At 70.8% G+C, this 15667-nt stretch carries 17 protein-coding genes and 1 pseudogene; 2 read left to right on the top strand and 16 right to left on the bottom strand.

Annotation, left to right across the window (positions count from 1 at the left end; genetic code table 11):
- Position 1: 1 nt before the first annotated feature.
- From O7631_RS16945 to O7631_RS16935, 3 genes are all read right to left on the bottom strand, one after another.
- The gene (locus O7631_RS16945) at positions 2–1087 is read right to left on the bottom strand and encodes an exo-alpha-sialidase (RefSeq protein WP_278145070.1); all 1086 of its coding nucleotides are present in this window, start codon (positions 1085–1087) and stop codon (positions 2–4) included.
- 119 nt (positions 1088–1206) lie between these two features.
- A complete protein-coding gene (locus O7631_RS16940; protein WP_278145069.1) occupies positions 1207–1674 on the bottom strand; it encodes an NUDIX hydrolase in 468 nt (155 codons plus the stop codon).
- Between the two features lie 69 nt (positions 1675–1743).
- Positions 1744–2370 carry a DNA-3-methyladenine glycosylase gene (locus O7631_RS16935; protein WP_278145068.1) on the bottom strand — a complete coding sequence of 209 codons (627 nt, stop codon included), beginning with the start codon at positions 2368–2370 and terminating at the stop codon, positions 1744–1746.
- A gap of 99 nt (positions 2371–2469) precedes the next feature.
- On the opposite strand from O7631_RS16935, the gene O7631_RS16930 reads away from it, so the two are divergent.
- Complete coding sequence (locus O7631_RS16930) at positions 2470–2916, top strand: DNA-binding protein (protein ID WP_278145067.1); 447 nt, start codon at positions 2470–2472, stop codon at positions 2914–2916.
- A gap of 200 nt (positions 2917–3116) precedes the next feature.
- Positions 3117–3470: an MmcQ/YjbR family DNA-binding protein gene (locus tag O7631_RS16925; RefSeq protein WP_278145066.1), complete on the top strand. Its 354-nt coding sequence runs from the start codon at positions 3117–3119 to the stop codon at positions 3468–3470.
- A 43-nt stretch (positions 3471–3513) separates the two neighbouring features.
- On the opposite strand, the gene argH is transcribed toward O7631_RS16925, so the two are convergent.
- The 13 genes and pseudogenes from argH to O7631_RS16860 all read right to left on the bottom strand — a co-directional run bounded on the left by argH (position 3514) and on the right by O7631_RS16860 (position 15647).
- Entirely contained in the window at positions 3514–4977 is a 1464-nt protein-coding gene (gene argH, locus O7631_RS16920; RefSeq protein WP_088990271.1) for an argininosuccinate lyase, read from the bottom strand.
- 76 nt (positions 4978–5053) lie between these two features.
- The gene (locus O7631_RS16915; RefSeq protein WP_278145065.1) at positions 5054–6265 is read right to left on the bottom strand and encodes an argininosuccinate synthase; all 1212 of its coding nucleotides are present in this window, start codon (positions 6263–6265) and stop codon (positions 5054–5056) included.
- Entirely contained in the window at positions 6262–6777 is a 516-nt protein-coding gene (locus O7631_RS16910; protein WP_278145064.1) for an arginine repressor, read from the bottom strand. The genes O7631_RS16915 and O7631_RS16910 overlap by 4 nt, the downstream gene beginning before the upstream one ends.
- Positions 6774–7712: an ornithine carbamoyltransferase gene (gene argF / locus O7631_RS16905; RefSeq protein WP_278145063.1), complete on the bottom strand. Its 939-nt coding sequence runs from the start codon at positions 7710–7712 to the stop codon at positions 6774–6776. Before argF ends, O7631_RS16910 begins: the two co-directional genes overlap by 4 nt.
- A complete protein-coding gene (locus O7631_RS16900) occupies positions 7709–8986 on the bottom strand; it encodes an acetylornithine transaminase (protein WP_278145062.1) in 1278 nt (425 codons plus the stop codon). The genes argF and O7631_RS16900 overlap by 4 nt, the downstream gene beginning before the upstream one ends.
- On the bottom strand, positions 8983–9888 hold the full coding sequence (gene argB / locus O7631_RS16895) for an acetylglutamate kinase (RefSeq protein ID WP_278145061.1): 906 nt from the start codon (positions 9886–9888) through the stop codon (positions 8983–8985). Before argB ends, O7631_RS16900 begins: the two co-directional genes overlap by 4 nt.
- On the bottom strand, positions 9885–11057 hold the full coding sequence (argJ, locus tag O7631_RS16890; protein WP_278145060.1) for a bifunctional glutamate N-acetyltransferase/amino-acid acetyltransferase ArgJ: 1173 nt from the start codon (positions 11055–11057) through the stop codon (positions 9885–9887). Before argJ ends, argB begins: the two co-directional genes overlap by 4 nt.
- A 115-nt stretch (positions 11058–11172) precedes the next feature.
- Complete coding sequence (argC, locus tag O7631_RS16885) at positions 11173–12174, bottom strand: N-acetyl-gamma-glutamyl-phosphate reductase (RefSeq protein WP_088990277.1); 1002 nt, start codon at positions 12172–12174, stop codon at positions 11173–11175.
- A gap of 254 nt (positions 12175–12428) precedes the next feature.
- Positions 12429–13048 (bottom strand): annotated as a pseudogene (locus tag O7631_RS16880) (IS1380 family transposase); the annotation flags it as partial.
- A 215-nt stretch (positions 13049–13263) separates the two neighbouring features.
- Positions 13264–13998, bottom strand: a complete 735-nt coding sequence (locus tag O7631_RS16875; protein WP_088990279.1) for a hypothetical protein — start codon at positions 13996–13998, stop codon at positions 13264–13266.
- 1 nt (position 13999) lies between these two features.
- Entirely contained in the window at positions 14000–14902 is a 903-nt protein-coding gene (locus O7631_RS16870; protein ID WP_088990280.1) for an ATP-binding cassette domain-containing protein, read from the bottom strand.
- Entirely contained in the window at positions 14899–15297 is a 399-nt protein-coding gene (locus tag O7631_RS16865; RefSeq protein WP_088990281.1) for a hypothetical protein, read from the bottom strand. Before O7631_RS16865 ends, O7631_RS16870 begins: the two co-directional genes overlap by 4 nt.
- A complete protein-coding gene (locus O7631_RS16860) occupies positions 15294–15647 on the bottom strand; it encodes a PadR family transcriptional regulator (protein WP_088990282.1) in 354 nt (117 codons plus the stop codon). Before O7631_RS16860 ends, O7631_RS16865 begins: the two co-directional genes overlap by 4 nt.
- Positions 15648–15667: the final 20 nt, after the last annotated feature.

Below are 15667 nucleotides of genomic sequence, written 5' to 3'. Positions count from 1 at the left end.
GTCACACCGTCGCAGCGCGGACGCAGAGCACATCCGGCAGGTGCGTGGCCAGCGTCGACCAGGAGTCACCCTCGTCGCGGCTGGCGAAGACCGAGCCGGACCGGGTGCCGAAGTAGACCCCACCGGGGGTGGAGTCGTCGGCGCACATCGCGTCCCGCAGCACCGCCGGGTAGAACGGCCCCTCCGGCAGCCCCACCGACAGCGGCTCCCACTTGCCGCCCGCGTCGGCGGAACGGAACACCCGGCAGCGGTGATCGGTCGGGAACCGCTCGCTGTCGGCCACCAACGGGAAGGTCCACACCATGCCGCCGCGCCCGGGGTGGGCCACCATCGGAAAGCCGAAGTCGCTGGGCAGCCCGTCGGCGATCGAGGACCACGTGCGGCCGTCGTCGTCGGAGCGGTAGACGCCGTGGTGGTTCTGCGCGTACAACCGCTCGGGGTTGCCCGCGTCCCGGGCGACCTTGTGCACGCACTGGCCGAACTCCGGCCACTCGTCGGGCATGAAGTACGCGCGGATGCCGGTGTTGCCCGGGGCCCAACTGGCCCCCGCGTCCTCCGAGCGGTAGACCCCGCCGGTGGACATGGCGACCAGCAGCCGGGCCGGGTCACGCGGGTGCGGCAGCACGGTGTGCACAGCCTGACCGCCGAAGCCGGCCTCCCACTGCGGGCGGTGCGGGTGGTCCCAGAGGGACCGGACCAGCTCGAAGCTGCGACCACCATCGGTGGACTTGAACAGGGCGGACGGCTCGGTGCCGGCCCAGACCACGTCCGGCTCGTCAGGGCCCGCCGGCATCAGCTGCCAGACCCGACCGAGGGAGACGCCCGTGTCGCTCGGGAACGCGACCGGCGCCTGGTCGGGCTCGTCCCAGGAAGCGCCGAGGTCGTCGCTGGTGGCGACGCTGGGCCCGAAGTGTGAGCTGGTCACCCCGGCGAGCAACCGGGGGGTGGAGCGACGGGTGTCGACAGCGACCGCGTAGACACCCGTCATCGGAAAGTGCGGGCCGGTGATCTCCCAACTGCGCCGGTCGTCGCCACTGGTGGCGAGGAACAACCCCTTGGCCGTGCCGATCGCGAGCAGTGTTGTCATCACGTCCTCCGAACCGTCGGTGAGCAGGTCCGGTGATTATGGCCACACCCCCCGACACGTTCGCCGGACACACGCCGGAGCCGCCAGAGCCACCGGGTGGGTGCGGCGCCGACGGATTGTCAGTGTTGGACGAGACCGACGACCGGGACGGGGTCGACGTGGCCCGTCGAAGGAAGCGTCCGCGCCAGGGCGAGGCCGATGTCGACCACCGCCGATCGGCGGAGGCGTGCCACGTCCGGCAGCGGAGTCCAGACCGACTCGGCTGTTTGGCCGTTCGGCTCGGGCCGCAGCGTGCCGCCGACGACGCGGACCCGGTAGAAGATGCCGACATTCTGGTGCTCGATCCGCATCCACGCGTCGGCAGCGGGAATCACCCGCGAATCCACGCCCAACAGTCGCTCGACCACCGCCTCGTAACCGGTCTCCTCGGCGACCTCTCGGATCACCGCGTCGAACGGGTCCTCCGCGTGCTCGACCTTGCCGCCGGGCAGGGTCCAGTGCCTCTCGCCGGTCGGTTTCACGTAGTGCGCGAGCAGCACCCGCTCGTCCCTGATGCACACGGCGTACGCCGCCAGCCGGAAACTCAACCCGCACCTCCCGGACGGAACCTATCCCGGTGATCGTGGAGACAGTGTCCGAACTTCGCTCGATCGGGGCTATCCCTTCGCCGTCCTCGCGGTCCGACGACGGGGCGCGTGCCGTCGGTAGCTGCTCACCGTGGGGTCACCGGTGATCCAGAAGCGCCACGGAACGTCGTGCGCGGCGGCCACTCCGACTCGCGGCCCGGCTGAAATGGCCGAACTCTCGACCGGCCGGGACGGCGGCGTCAACAGCAGCGGCCCCTCACCGTCGAGCAGGGACGTGCCGTTGGCCGACGCGGTGATCCCGAGCGCGACCACCAGCCGCGCAGGCCCGCGGGCGAGGTCACGATCGGGCACCTGATCCCCCCGACGCTTCCGGGCGAGGTCCAGGCCGTCGACGACCTCGCCGGCGCGCAGCAGGACGGCCGCCGCCTCCCCCTCGGGACCGCACACGATGTTCAGACACCAGTGCATGCCGAACACGAAGTAGGTGTAGGCGTATCCGGCCGGGCCGAACATGACAGCGGTACGCGGGGTCGGGCCGCGATGGGCGTGCGACGCCGGGTCCTCCCCCGTGCCCGCGTACGCCTCGACCTCGGTGAGCCTGATCCGGACCCCACCGGCCGTGATCTCCCAGCCGAGCAGCGACTGCGCCGTCTCGGCTATCTGGGCGGCGGGGGCGTGCAGTCGGGAGTAGTCCACCGGTCCAGCAAACTCCGGGCGACGGAGATCGGCAAACCCACCTCCCCAATGGTTAAACAATATGTTGACAACAGCGCGTTGATGATATGTGCTCGGGACATGACGACAGGCGATCCGTTCACCGCGCCCCACCCGGCCCACGCCCGCGCCCACCGCACCCACGAGGCGCTGCGGCGGATCAGTGAGCGGCACGCCGGCACCGAAGCCCAACGCGGACGCTGGGCCCACCCGTACGTGCTGGACCCCTGGGAGGCGGTGGCCCTGATCACCGCGCTCGCCGCCGGTGGGGCCGAGCGCGAGCCCACCGAGGAACCGGTCGACACCGCCGACCTCACCGCCGCGCTGACCCTGCTGCCGCACGTGCGCGCCGAACTGGACGCCCTGGAGGCCGGGTTGCTGACGCTGGCCCGCGATCGGGGATTGACCTGGCAGGCGATCGCGTACGGGCTGGGCCTGGGCAGCGCGCAGGCGGCCCGGCAGCGCTACGAGCGGGTCGCCGCCCGCTCCGCCGAGCCGGCCGCCGAGCCGAGCGAGCCCGTCCACTGACCGCACGGCACGGCACGGCCCTGGCGGATCGGGCGCGCCAGATCGGCGATGTGGGGGTCTCTGGGCGGAGTGAGGGCACCATTTCGCCGACCTGGAGTCGATCAAGCGGGCTGCGGCGCTCCGGCCGACGGGGCGGCGGCACGTCGCGTGCCGACCGGCGGCCGGGCGGGCAGACTGGGCCAACGACGAGGAGGTCCCCCATGGAGCGCGCGGACATGCTGGCGTACTGCCTGGCCAAGCCGGGAGCGTGGCTGGACCGGCCGTGGGAGGGCGACGAGGTGGTGAAGGTCGGCAGCCGGATCTTCGCATTCCTCGGCGACGGCGCGGGTGAGCCGACGGTCGGAGTCAAGTGCGGGCCGACCCGCGAGGTGGCCGACGAGTGGCTGCACCGGCACCCGGACGACGCCAGGGTGATGGCCTACATCGGCCGGTCCGGGTGGAACACGCTGCGCCTCGCCGGCGGGATCGACGCCGACGAGCTGACCGAGGCGGTCGACGGGTCGTACGACATGGTGGTCGCCAAACTCCCGAAGCGGGAACGACCGACGGCCTGAACCGACCGCGGCGCCGACGGAACCCGCCGACGCCGCGGCGAGGTCAGCGCGGTACGACCGACTCGGTGGCCCACTCCCGCCAGCCGGCCAGCCGGTCGGCGGCGGAGGCGAGCTGGTCGGCGACCGGGCCGGGACCGGTCGAGCCGGGAGTGGTGCGGGCCGCCAGGGCCGAACGGACCGAGAGCACGTCGCGCACCGACGGGTCGAGGTGCCCGCTGATCGCGGCCAGGTCCTCGTCCGAGACGTCCTCCAGCTCGCACTCGCGGGCTGCGCAGAGCGCCACCAACCGGCCGGTGATCTCGTGTGCGTCGCGGAACGGCACGTTGCGCCGGACCAGCCAGTCGGCGACCTCGGTGGCCAGGGAGAACCCGACCGGCGCGGCGGCGACGAGACGGTCCACCCGGACCGACATCGTGGAGATCATTCCCGCCAGGGCCGGCAGCAGCAGCTCAAGGGTGTCGACGGCGTCGAAGGCCGGCTCCTTGTCCTCCTGCATGTCCCGGTCGTAGGTCATCGGCAGGCCCTTGAGCATGGTCAGGACGGTCACCAGCCCACCGACCAGCCGCCCGGACTTGCCGCGCGCCAGCTCCGCGATGTCCGCGTTCTTCTTCTGCGGCATGATCGACGAGCCGGTGGCGAACGAGTCGTCCAGCTCCACCCAGCCGAACTCGTGCGACGTCCAGAGCACCACCTCCTCGCCGAGGCGGGACAGGTGCACCCCGATCATGGCGGTGGTGAAGAGGAACTCGGCGACGAAGTCCCGGTCGGCGACCGCGTCCATCGAGTTCGCGAACGACGTACGGAAACCCAGCTCCTTGGCCACGGCCACCGGGTCCAGGGGCAGCCCGGAACCGGCGAGGGCACCCGCACCGAGCGGGCTGACGGCCGCCCGGTGGTCCCAGTCGCGCAGCCGCTCCAGGTCCCGCAGCAACGGCTGCACGTGGGCCAGCAACCAGTGCCCGAAGGTGACCGGCTGGGCGTGCTGGAGGTGGGTCATGCCGGGCGCGGCGGTGTCGATGTGCCGTTCGGCCTGCTCGACCAACGCCTCGGCCAGCTCGACGAGGCGGCTGGCCACACCCCGGGCATGGTCACGCAGGTAGAGCCGCAGGTCGGTGGCGACCTGGTCGTTGCGGGACCGGCCGGCGCGCAGCTTGCCGCCGAGGCTGCCGAGGCGCTCCAGCAGACCGCGCTCCAACGCGGTGTGCACGTCCTCGTCGTCGATGGTGGGGCGGAACGCCCCGGAGGCGCAGGCGGCCTCCAGGTCGTCCAACGCGGCCAGGATCCGACCCAGCTCCTCCGGGTCGAGCAGACCGGCGCCGGCGAGAACCCGGGCGTGCGCCCGGGAACCGGCGATGTCGTACGGGGCCAGGCGCCAGTCGAACTGCACGCTCACCGACAGTCGGGCGAGCGCCTCGGCGGGACCGCCGGCGAACCGGCCACCCCACAGGCTCGTCCGGTTGGTGGCTGCGCTGTTCTCGGTCAGGCTCTTGTCGTCCACGTCGCCCATCATTTCTCGGCTTGCCTTCCGGTCGCGACTGCGGGGGCTACTCGCTGCGCTCGCTCACCGCTCGCGCTCGCACCTGTCACCGCGCGCCACCGCCCAGCCGGGCGTCCCGTGCGGCGGCCATCCGACTCGGCAGCCCCCACAACTGCACGAAGCCCCTGGCCAGGGACTGGTCGAAGGTGTCGCCGGTGTCGTAGGTGGCCATCTGGAAGTCGTAGAGGCTCGCCTCGGAGCGCCGGCCGGTGACGGTGGCCCGGCCACCGTGCAGGGTCATCCGCACCTCACCGCTCACGTGTCGCTGCGCGTCGTCGATGAACGCGTCCAACGACTCCTTCAACGGTGAGAACCACAGACCGTCGTAGACGAGCTCGCCCCAGCGCTGGTCGACGCTCTTCTTGAACCGGGCCAGGTCCCGCTCCACCGTCACCGCCTCCAACTCCTGGTGGGCGGTGATCAACGCGATCGCGCCGGGCGCCTCGTACACCTCGCGGCTCTTGATGCCCACGAGGCGGTCCTCGACCATGTCGAGCCGGCCGACGCCGTGGTCGCCGGCACGCCGGTTGAGCTCCAGGATCGCCTGGTACGGGGTGACCGTCTCACCGTCGATCGCCACCGGCACGCCGGCGTCGAAGGTGATCACGACCTCGTCGGCGTCGCGCTCCTGCGCCGGGTCGGCAGTGTACGAGTAGAGGTCCTCCACCGGGGCGTTCCAGATGTCCTCCAGGAACCCGGTCTCCACCGCGCGTCCCCACAGGTTCTGGTCGATCGAGTACGGGGACCGGGCCGACACGTCGATCGGCAGCCCCTTCTCCTCGGCGAAGGCGATGGCCTTGTCCCGGGTCCACGCGAAGTCCCGGGCCGGCGCGATGATCCGCAGGTCGGGGGCGAGCGCGTTCAGGCCCACCTCGAAGCGGACCTGGTCGTTGCCCTTGCCGGTGCAGCCGTGCGACACGATCGTGCCGCCGTGCGCACGCGCCGCCGCCACCAGGTGCTTGACGATCAGCGGCCGGGACAGCGCCGAGACGAGGGGGTAGCGGTCCATGTAGAGGGCGTTGGCCCGGATCGCCGGCAGGCAGTAGTCGGCGGCGAACTCGTCCCGCGCGTCGACCACCTCCGCCTCGACGGCGCCACAGTCCAGCGCACGCTGCCGGATCGCGCCCAGGTCCTCCCCGCCCTGACCGACGTCGACGGCGACTGCGATCACCTCGGCACCGGTCTGCTCGGCCAGGTACGGAATGGCGACGGACGTGTCCAACCCTCCGGAGTACGCGAGGACGACCCGCTCGCTCATGACGAGGTGGTCCCTTCGACGCTGTCGTCCCGTCGGGCCCAGCCGGCGAGCTTCTCACCGAGCGCCGCCCCACCGACGGCCTCGCGGGCCACGACGAGGATGGTGTCGTCGCCGGCGATGGTGCCGACGATCTCCGGCAGGCCCGCCCGGTCCAACGCGCTGGCCAGGTACTGGGCTGCGCCCGGCGGGGTACGCAGCACGGCGATGTTGCCGCTGGAGTCGACCCCGTTGAGCAGCTCGTGCAGCAGCCGCATCAGCCGGGCCGGCGCGGCCTCGGCGTCGCGCAGCGGCCGTTTGCCGTCCTCGGGGATCAGGTAGACGGCCGGACCGTCGCCGCCGCGCACCTTGACCGCACCCAACTCTTCGAGGTCCCGCGAGAGGGTGGCCTGGGTGACACCGACACCGTCGGCGGCGAGCAGGTCGGCCAGCTCGGTCTGGGACCGGATGGCCTTGTCGCGGATCAGCTCCACGATGCGGGCGTGTCGGGCCGCGCGGGTCAACGGGGCGGTCATCGGGACTCCCCCATCGGGGTTTCCAGCAGGAACGTCAGCAGTGCCTTCTGCGCGTGCAGCCGGTTCTCCGCCTGGTCGAAGACCGCGCTCTGCGGGCCGTCGAGCACCTCGTCGGTGATCTCCTCGCCGCGGTGCGCGGGCAGGCAGTGCAGCACTATCGCGTCCGGTGCGGCCTGGCCGAGCAGCTCCTTGTTGACCTGGTACGGCAGGAACGGTGTGATCCGATCCAGCCCGTCGGACTCCTGACCCATCGAGGTCCAGGTGTCGGTGGCGAGCACGTCGGCGTCGCGTACCGCCTGGGCCGGGTCGGTCAGCACCCGCACCGACCCACCGGTCTCGGCGGCGATCGCCGCTGCCCGGTCCACCACGGCCGGGTCGGGCGTGAACCCGTCGGGCCCGGCGACCCGGACGTGCATGCCGGCCGTCGCCCCGGCCAGCAGGTACGACTGCGCCATGTTGTTGGCGCTGTCCCCCACGTACGCCAGGGTGCGCCCGGCCGTGCCGCCGCACCTCTCCCGCACGGTCAGCAGGTCGGCCAGCAGCTGGCACGGGTGGAAGCCGTCGGTGAGCGCGTTGACCACCGGCACGCTGGCCCCCGCCGCCACCTCGGCGATCCGGTCGTCGCCGTGGGTACGCAGCACGATGGCCGCGACGTAGCGGGACAGCACACGCCCCGCGTCGGCCAGGGACTCACCCCGGCCGAAGTGGGTGACCTGCGTGTCCACGACGAGGGGGTGCCCACCCAGCTCGGCGATCCCGGCGTCGAACGAGATCCGGGTCCGCAGGCTCTGCTTGTCGAAGAGCACCGCCACCGAGCGGGGACCGACCAACGGTCGGTGACCGAACCGGTCCGCCTTCATCCGCTCGGCGAGGTCGAGGACCGCTGACTGCTCGGCGGGCGAGAGGTCGTCGTCGCGCAGGAAGTGCCGGGTCATCGAGTCGTCTCCGTGGTGGTCGTGGGTGTCGGCGTCGAGATCTTGGAAGATTTCGGCCCCTGGAGGGGCGCTTTCCCTCCAAGATCTGCGTCGGTTCCGGCGGCGGCCGGGGCCGTCACGTCCAGAGCGGTGGGCAGCGCGGCGAGGAAGGCGTCGGCCTGGGCGGCGGTGAGGATCAGCGGTGGGGCCAGCCGGATCACACCCGGCTGCACCGGGTTGACCAGGAAGCCGGCCTCACGCAGGGCGTCGGCGAGGACCGACGCCACCGGCGCGGTGAGCACCACGCCGAGCAGCAGCCCCGCGCCGCGTACGCCGGCGATCAGGGGGTGGCCCAGCGCCTCGATGCCCCGGCGCAGCCGCTCACCGACCCGCTTGACGTTGTCGAGCAGCCCTTCGTTGGCGATGGTCGCCACCACGGCGAGCGCCGCCGCGCAGCTGACCGGGTTGCCGCCGAACGTGGTGCCGTGCGAGCCGGGGGTGAGCAGGTCGGCCGCCGGGCCGAAGGCCAGCGTGGCGCCGATGGGCAACCCACCGCCCAGACCCTTCGCCAGGGTGACGACGTCCGGCTCCACACCCTCGGCCTGGTGCGCGAACCAGTGCCCGGTCCGACCGATGCCGGTCTGCACCTCGTCGAGGACCAGCAACGCCCCGTGCCGGGCGGTGATCCGCCGGGCCGCCGCGAGATAACCGGCCGGCGGGACGACCACACCGTTCTCACCCTGGATCGGCTCCACGATCAGCATCGCGGTGGCGTCGGAGACCGCTTCCTCCAGAGCAGCCACGTCGCCGTAGTCGACGTGGGTCACCTCACCGGGCAGCGGCCGGAACGGATCGGCCTTGGCCGGCTGACCGGTCAACGCGAGCGCACCCATGGTGCGGCCGTGGAAGCCACCCCTGGTGGCGACCACGTGCGTACGGCCGGTGCGCCGGGAGAGCTTGAACGCCGCCTCGTTGGCCTCCGCGCCAGAGTTGGCGAAGAAGACCCGGCCGGGCCGGCCGGCGAGCGCCAACAACAACTCGGCCAGGGCCACCGGCGGCTCGGCGACGTAGAGGTTGGAGACATGCCCGAGGGTCGCGACCTGCTTCGACACCGCCGCCACCACGGCCGGGTGAGCGTGCCCGAGGGCGTTCACCGCGATGCCGCCGACCAGGTCCAGATATTCCCGGCCGGTGTCGTCGACCACGACGGCACCGGCGCCGGAGACCAGCGCCAGCGGCGGCGTGCCGTAGTTGTCCATCATGGACTGCTTCCAGCGCTGCCCCAACGTGCTCACGGCGCGACCATCCCGTCTCCCGGCACCACCATCGTTCCGAACCCTTCCGAGGTGAACACCTCCAGCAACGTGGAGTGCGCCACCCGACCGTCGACGACGTGCGCGGCCGGCACTCCCCCGCGTACCGCCCGCAGGCAGGCCTCCATCTTCGGCACCATCCCCGACTCCAGGCTGGGCAGCAGCTTGGCCAGGTCGTCCGCGCTGATCTCGGAGACCAGGCTGCTGGTGTCCGGCCAGTCGGCGTACAGGCCGGCGACGTCGGTGAGCACGACCAGCTTGCGAGCCTGCAACGCGATCGCCAGCGCGGCGGCGGCGGTGTCCGCGTTGAGGTTGTGCAGCACCCCGTCGACGTCCGGCGCCACCGTGGAGATCACCGGGATCCGACCGGCCTCGATCAGGTCGGTCACCGCGGACACGTCGACCGACTCGACGTCCCCGACCTGACCGACGTCGACCGGCAACCCGTCCACGTACGCCGGGCGACGCACCGCGGTGAACAGCCGGGCATCCTCACCGGACAGACCGACGGCGTACGGGCCGTGCGAGTTGATCAGACCGACGAGCTCGCGGCCCACCTGCCCGACCAGCACCATCCGGACCACGTCCATCGCCTCGGCGGTCGTCACCCGCAGGCCACCCCGGAACTCACTGGCGATGCCCAGCCGGCCCAGCATGGCGGAGATCTGCGGGCCCCCGCCGTGCACCACCACCGGCTTCAGGCCGGCGTAGCGCAGAAAGACCATGTCGGCCGCGAACGCCCGCTGCAACTCGGGATCGGTCATCGCGTTGCCGCCGTACTTGACCACGACAGTGGAACCGGAGAAACGCGCCAACCAGGGCAACGCCTCGATCAGCGTCTCCGCCTTGACCTGGGCGCGAGCGAGATCGGTGCTGAGGCTCATGTCGAGTACGCCGAGTTCTCGTGCACGTACGCGTGGGACAGATCGTTGGTCCAGATCGTCGCCGCCGACGTACCCGCGTGCAGGTCGATGCGGATGGTCACGCCCCGCCCGGTCAGGTCGACCTTCGAGCGGTCCTCGGCACCGGCGCCACGGCGGCACACCCACACCCCGTTGACCGCCACGTCCACCTCGTCCGGGTCGAACGCGGCAGCGGTCGTGCCGACGGCGGCGAGGATCCGGCCCCAGTTGGGGTCGTTGCCGAACAGCGCGGTCTTGACCAGGTTGTTGCGTGCCACCGTACGGCCCACCTCGACGGCGTCGTCCTCGTCGGCGGCGTTCACCACCTCAATGGCGACCTCCTTGGTCGCGCCCTCGGCGTCGGACACCAACTGCTGGGCCAGGTCGTGACAGGCCGCGGTGACCGCGGCGGTCAGCTCCGCAGCCGTCGGCTCGATGCCGCTCGCGCCGCTGGCCAACAGCAACACCGTGTCGTTGGTGGACATGCAGCCGTCGGAGTCGACCCGGTCGAAGGTGACCCGGGTCGCCCCGCGCAGCGCCTCGTCCAACACCGCCGGCCCGGCCACCGCGTCGGTGGTGAGCACGCACAGCATGGTCGCCATCCCCGGAGCGAGCATCCCGGAGCCCTTGGCCATGCCGCCGACCGTCCAACCGCTGCCCCGGGCCACAGTCGTCTTCGGCCGGGTGTCAGTGGTCATGATGGCCTCGGCGGCGGCCGCCCCACCGTCGCGGGACAAGCTCTTGATCGCCGACCGGACACCGGGCAGCAGCTTCGGCATCGGCAGCCGCTCACCGATCAGGCCCGTCGAGCAAACCGCGACCTCACCGGCGCCGAGGATCAGCCGCGGGCTCACCGAGGTCAGCGCGGCGGCGGTGTGCTCGGCGGTGGCGTGGGTGTCCTGGAAACCGCCCGGGCCGGTGCAGGCGTTGGCGCCGCCGGAGTTGAGCACCACCGCGCGGACCACACCACCCTGCACGACCTGCTGGCTCCAGAGCACCGGCGCGGCCTTGACCCGGTTGGTGGTGAAGACACCGGCGACACCGGCGTCCGGGCCGTCGTTGACCACCAGCGCGACGTCCGCGCCGCCGCTGGACTTGAGTCCGGCGGCCACGCCGGCCGCCCGGAACCCCCGGGGGATGGTGACACTCACGGCGCCTGCCTTTCGTTCGCGACTGCGGGGCTCCGCTGCGCTGCACTCCTCGCGCTCACGGTGCTGGGCCTTTCGTTCGCGACTGCGGGGCTCCGCTGCGCTGCACTCCTCGCGCTCACGGGGTGACCCCCCAGATGGACAGGCCCGTCGTCTCCGGCAGGCCGAGCATGAGGTTGGCGTTCTGCACGGCCTGACCCGCGGCGCCCTTGCCCAGGTTGTCGAGCGCGCTGAGCACGATCAGCCGACCCGAGTCGACGTCGACCGTGGCCTGCAGGTGACAGGAGTTGGAGCCCAGCGTGGCGGCCGTGTGCGGCCACCGCCCCTCCGGCAGCACGTGCACGAACGGCGCGTCAGCGTACGCCCGCGTCAGCACCTCCTGCGGGTCGACGCCGCGCGCCGGCACCGCCGTGACGGTGGCCAGGATGCCGCGCGGCATCGGCGCCAGGACCGGGGTGAACGACAGGCCGGTCGCGCCGGTGGCCTGCTTGATCTCCGGTACGTGCTGGTGGGTGCCGACCCGGTAGGGCGACAGGTCGCCCATGACCTCGCTGGCCAACAGGTGCGCCTTGGCCGCGCGGCCGGCCCCGGAGGTGCCGGAGGCGGCGACCACCACCACGTCGGCCGGGTCGGCAGCGCCGTCGGCGATCAGCGGCGCGAGCGCCAGGGTGATCGCGGCGGCGTAGCAGCCGGTGTTGGCCACCCGGGTCGAGCCGGCGATCAGCTCCCGCTGACCGGGCAGCTCGGGCAGGCCGTAGGTCCACTGCCCGGCGTGGGTGCCGCCGTAGTACTGCGCCCAGGCGTACGGGTCGGCCAGCCGGTGGTCGGCACCGAGGTCGACGACGCGCACCTCCGCCGGCAACTGCGCGGCGAGGGCCGCCGACTCACCGTGCGGCAGGGCCAGGAAGACCAGGTCGGCGTCGGCCAGCGTGGCGGGGTCGGTCGCGCCGAGCACCAGGTCGAGACCGGTGAGCTGGGGGTGCACAGCGTCGACGCGGTGCCCGGCCTGGCTGTGTGCGGTGGCGGCGACCAGGTCGAACTCCGGGTGCCCGGCGATCAGACGCAGCAGCTCACCCCCGGCGTAGCCGCTCGCACCGGCAACCGCGACTCGGATCCCCATACTCACCTCCGCATGACTATGCAGAGAAGATTAACAAGGACGACTCACGAGTGCAAGTTCATGCAGCCTACTGCATGCTAATGAATAGATCGACTGCATGGCGGGCTGCCTGGCCATCCGGGCCGACGTCGCGGACGGTGTGCCGGAACGGCGACGCCCGTAGCTGGCCCGATCAAGGCGGGTGCCGCGCCGCCGGGCTTGAAGTCGATGTACGACCGGGTGCGGGACCTGAGCACACAGGCCAGCGGGCCGGTGCCCGTCGCCGCCCGGACCGTTGCGGTGATCGCGGCGCCCGCCCTGAACCGGGCGTCGACGCCTCGCTCGCCCAGACCTCGGATGTGAGCGAGAAAGCCGGAGGTGCTGCCGGCGCCGTCAGTATGGATCAGCAGCGGTGTCCCGTGCCGGTGGGCGTCAGGGATCTGCGTCAGTACCCCCGCCGATATTTCGAGGTGGGCAACCGGCCGCGGGTCTCACAGGTATGCGCCCACAGGACGTCCCGCGCTGCCGCACGGGCCTGCCGCAACCGGACCAACGCTGCCGCATCGAGGCTGTCCAGCACCCGCCAACCGGTCGCGTCGCAGGCGACCTGCCCAAACAATTCGGGCTGATGGCGTGGCACGCTCACGGCGATCGCTTCGCCACCGTCGGCGAGCATCACCGCCAGATCCACGGCGACCCGGCCCGGCTCAAGGACCGGGCGTCGCTGCCCCAACCCCGTGAGCGCATCACCGAAACCGCTGGCCGACCCGGTCACCTCAGCGATGTCGGCCAGCAGGCGGGCGCCGGCGTGACCGACCACGCCCCGACCGCCACCAGAGACCGCGAGCCTCGGACGCATGCCGGTACGCTGCACCTTGAAAGTGCCTTCCGCGATGGATGGGTGAGACCCTCGATGCCGGCGACCGCATGAACGACGGGCTCGACGTCGATCCCGCAATCGCGCGCCCGCTCGCACAACTCCCGGTCTTCCACGAGGTCGTCGCGTGAGTCCTCAGACTGGTCGCGGGCAGAGAGTGGACCAGCCGTCGACGAAGCTCGGCGGCAGCCAAGGGGAAACTCACCGCTGACACCGACCCCTTGCTGCCGGAGCTAGCTCACATCCGAGCGGACGAAGCGCCGGAACCCGACGGTCAGCGGGAGCAGAATCCATACCAGGAGAACGCTGACAGCCTGACCGATCTCGGTAGGGCCGGCAATGGCCGCGCTGCTGATCTGCTCGAAACCGGTGATCAGGGAGAACCACTTTCCAGCGTCTCCTAGGACAAGGCCGATGACAGTGTCGGACACCAGGGTCAGCACGAGAAACGCGGTGAGGGCCACCGACGTGAGCCGGACGACAGTGGCCACCCCGACCGCCATCAAGGTATAGACAGTTGTCAGAATCATGTTCTGAAGAAGCCCACCGTCCACGCCGAAGGCATCGGCGTAAGACACCAATCGGGCGGGATGCGCGACGTGCGTGGCAATCACGGCGAAGGCGAAGGCGATCAGGGGCAACGCGAGGGACAGCAGGACGCCCAGGCCCAGCTTCCCGGCGAACACCCGCGCCCGGCGAGGTGAGAGCGTGAAGGTCAGCAACGCCGAACGGGTCGACCATTCGGAGGTGAATGCCGTCAGCGCAATGATCGGAACGAAGAGCACGAGCGGTGCCACCGCCATGGCAAATGAGTCGCGCACCAGGACGACACGTGAATCCGCGGGTGCCGCAGCCGCGATCACCGCGCCGGCGGCGACCAGGACGACGGCCACCAGGAGCAGGCCGCGGCCGCTACGGGTGGTGACGATCTTCCTGCACTCGACGGCGACGTGATCCGTCAGGCCCATGTCATACGCCTTTCTCGGAGCCGACCGCCGAAATCCTCGAAATCGATTCGAAGTACATTTGCTCGATCCTGTCGGTGGACGCGACTGTCAGCTTGGTTACCACGATTCCGTGATCAAGAGCTAGCTGGCCGATGCGTTCGGCGAGAGTACGCGCGAAGACGTCACCGCCCTGTCGGTGATGTTCGATGCCTTCCTTATCCAGGGCATCGCGCAGAGCTGCGGCATCGGTGGCGGACACCAGGACACCTGGCTCACTGCCGATCAGTTCCGCCAGGGTGCCCCGCGCCGCGACCCGCCCCTGATCGACGATGACGAGGTTGTCGGCGATCGACTCGACCTCCTTGAGCAGGTGACTCGAGAGCAGCACGGTGTGCCCCTGTTCGGCGTGCTGCTGCAGCAGTCTCCGGATCCAGGCCATACCGCTGGGGTCGAGGCCGTTGACCGGTTCGTCGAGAATCAAGTACCGCGGCTCGCCGAGCAGCGCTAAACCGATGCTCAGGCGTTGACGCATCCCGAGGGAGCAGTTACGGACAAGCTTTCCGTACTCGGGGGCGAGCCCGACCTGCGCGAGCACCTCGTCCGCCCGGGCCGTCGGGACTCCGATAATGCTCGCGGCCAGCCGGATCGTCCCGCGCAAGGTCCGCCCGGGGTGCAGGCCGCTCGCATCCAAAGAGACACCCACGGTCCGGCCCGGGTTCGGCAGTTCTCGGTAGGGGACCCCGTCTATCGTGGCCAGGCCGCGCGTGGGGGAAACCAGACCCAACAGCATCTTGAGAACTGTGGACTTGCCCGCACCGTTCGGGCCGAGGAGCCCGGTGATGGTTCCGGGGACGCAGTCGAAGCTCACGTCCGTCACCGCAGCCCGCCCGCCGAAGTCCTTGCAGATGTCGGTGACCGAGATCAACGGCTGGCCTCGCTGGCGGTGCGGAACTCCGGGGGTACCCGGTGATCGGCGATGATTGCGGCGATCACGACCACCACTTGGACGGCGAGCAGCACAAAGATCACTCGTACGGAGCCCACCTGAAGGTGCGTCTCGCGCGTCATCGTCAAGACGAAGTCGACGGCGATGATAGCGATTGCGACCACCAGGCAACCGATGGCCAGCCGGGTCGGCAACGACCGGACCTTGCCCTTGGGGAACTTCTCGGCGTAGGTCGAGGCCGGCCCGAACTGCTGCTCCGGCTCCTGACCCGATTCCCGGGAAAGCTCTCGCACGTCACGCAGGATCTCGACGATTGTGGACTCGGGGACTCTCCGAAGTCGAAGGTAGAACGCAAGGCTGCCGTAGTAGCTCACTTTTTCTCCATCTCGGAAGTCGGGAAGGACAGTGCCGACGCGACGGTCGTGTTGAGCCGCCGCCACTCACTCACCAGGCGTTCGAGCTCCTGCCTCCCCCTGTCGGTCAACCAGAACACTTTGCGTGCCGGACCCGGCGAGTCGATCTCCCATCGGTGGTCAACTAGGCCCAACTCCTGCTGCCGGGCCAGGAAGGGGTAGAGCGTGCCGCCCTTGACGGAACCGAATCCAAGCGAACCGAGGATCCGGAGGATCACGTACCCGTGTGCCTCGCCCCTGGCGAGCACGCTCAGCGACACCAACGGCAGGACTGCCCGCAGCCAGCCCGATGACCATTCAGCCTCGTCCATGGCTTTAGCCTAGCAACTAT

The sequence above is a fragment of the Micromonospora sp. WMMD967 genome, from assembly GCF_029626165.1.
GTDB classification, from domain to species: domain Bacteria; phylum Actinomycetota; class Actinomycetes; order Mycobacteriales; family Micromonosporaceae; genus Micromonospora; species Micromonospora taraxaci.
The sequence above is the reverse complement of the archived record's forward strand: the minus strand, read 5'-3'. Positions and strand labels throughout refer to the sequence as shown.

Coding starts and splice junctions, on each gene's coding strand:
- O7631_RS16945 (WP_278145070.1), bottom strand. CDS start 1,087: ATGACAACACTGCTCGCGATCGGCACGGCCAAGGGGTTGTTCCTCGCC.
- O7631_RS16930 (WP_278145067.1), top strand. CDS start 2,470: ATGACGACAGGCGATCCGTTCACCGCGCCCCACCCGGCCCACGCCCGC.
- O7631_RS16925 (WP_278145066.1), top strand. CDS start 3,117: ATGGAGCGCGCGGACATGCTGGCGTACTGCCTGGCCAAGCCGGGAGCG.
- argH (WP_088990271.1), bottom strand. CDS start 4,977: ATGGGCGACGTGGACGACAAGAGCCTGACCGAGAACAGCGCAGCCACC.
- O7631_RS16915 (WP_278145065.1), bottom strand. CDS start 6,265: ATGAGCGAGCGGGTCGTCCTCGCGTACTCCGGAGGGTTGGACACGTCC.
- O7631_RS16910 (WP_278145064.1), bottom strand. CDS start 6,777: ATGACCGCCCCGTTGACCCGCGCGGCCCGACACGCCCGCATCGTGGAG.
- argF (WP_278145063.1), bottom strand. CDS start 7,712: ATGACCCGGCACTTCCTGCGCGACGACGACCTCTCGCCCGCCGAGCAG.
- argB (WP_278145061.1), bottom strand. CDS start 9,888: ATGAGCCTCAGCACCGATCTCGCTCGCGCCCAGGTCAAGGCGGAGACG.
- argC (WP_088990277.1), bottom strand. CDS start 12,174: ATGGGGATCCGAGTCGCGGTTGCCGGTGCGAGCGGCTACGCCGGGGGT.
- O7631_RS16875 (WP_088990279.1), bottom strand. CDS start 13,998: ATGGGCCTGACGGATCACGTCGCCGTCGAGTGCAGGAAGATCGTCACC.
- O7631_RS16860 (WP_088990282.1), bottom strand. CDS start 15,647: ATGGACGAGGCTGAATGGTCATCGGGCTGGCTGCGGGCAGTCCTGCCG.